The 1,162-nt window shown below is 68.4% G+C and carries 1 protein-coding gene and 1 pseudogene; one reads left to right on the plus strand and one right to left on the minus strand.

The window, feature by feature from the left end; all coding sequences use genetic code 11:
- Positions 1-217, plus strand: a pseudogene (locus tag U858_RS0133200) (hypothetical protein); the annotation flags it as partial.
- A 106-nt stretch (positions 218-323) separates the two neighbouring features.
- Here the strand turns inward: U858_RS0133200 and U858_RS0133205 are convergent.
- Positions 324-1,162: prolyl oligopeptidase family serine peptidase (locus U858_RS0133205; protein ID WP_025141366.1), on the minus strand; the 839-nt coding region annotated here is incomplete at its 5' end.

Here is a 1,162-nt window from a genome sequence, read left to right on the forward strand (position 1 = left end):
GGCCGCGGCGCAGCAGCGCGTGGACCAGACCATCCAGAACGCCAAGAAGGCCGCCGACGAGGCCAAGCAGAAGGCGCGCGAAGCGGCGGACAAGGCGCGCAAGGCGGCTGCGGCGTTTGCGTTGTGGGGATTTGCGTCGATGCTGATCGGCGCTTTCGTGGCCAGCCTGTGCGCCACGTGGGGCGGCCGGCGCCGCGACACGCTGCATAAGGTGTAAGACGGGAACCGTGGGGCGCGCCGGGTCTGCCGGCCGTCCCCGCGAGCTTTCTGCAAAGCGCGCGTTTCGAGCGGCCTGGCCGCTTTGGCGCGCGCTTTTTTTCGTGTCAGCGGCGCCGTTGCTGGAACAGCCATTCCCGCCAGGGTTTGGCGGTCAGCAGTTCAGGGGCGATACGATGATCCATGCCGTCGTACGTGACGAAGATCGGCTGGCCCCCGGCCACGGCCAGCGCCTTGGCCCATATCTGGCTGCCTTCGTAGGGATTTTCCTTGTCGGCCGTGCCATGCATCAGCATGACCGGAATGCCGGCCAGCGGCTTGGCCAGCGACCGTTCCGGCGGCACGCCCGACATGGCCACGATGGCCGCGAAACGGCGCGGCGAGGCGACGGCGGCGTCCAGCGCAGCGGAAGCGCCCATCGAAAAGCCGACGGCATAGATGCGCTTGGTGTCTACCGGATGGCGCTTGGCGATGTCGTCGACCAGCCGCATGACGTCGGCCAGGTCCGGGCCGGCTTTCGAGATGCGCACGTCGTGCGCGTCCTTGGTGTAGTTGGCCGTGCGGCCCGGCGTCTGCGGCACCAGCACAAAAGCTGGGAAGTCGCGCCGCGATTGCTCGGTGCCGAAGGTGCGGGTGAAGGCGTTCAGCGGCGACAGATTGTCCGTGCCGACGCCGCCCGAGCTGTGGAAAATTATCACCAGCGGGTATTTTTTGCCGGCGTCCTTGCCCGTTGCGGGCAGGGGCGAAACCAGCCGGTAGGGCAGGGCGGCCTTGCCCGCGCGGGCAAATTCGCCGGGCACGAAGGCATCGATCGGGGCTTGCTTGAAGGCCTCCACCGTTTGCAGCTGCTCGGCCGTGGGGGCGTAGGCGACGTGTGACGCCTGCACATTGCCCGCAGCCTGGACGGTGGTCGCGCACAGCAGGCCGGCGGTCAGCGCCAGGGCGG

This window comes from Achromobacter sp. DH1f (assembly GCF_000633435.1).
Lineage (GTDB): Bacteria > Pseudomonadota > Gammaproteobacteria > Burkholderiales > Burkholderiaceae_B > Achromobacter > Achromobacter deleyi.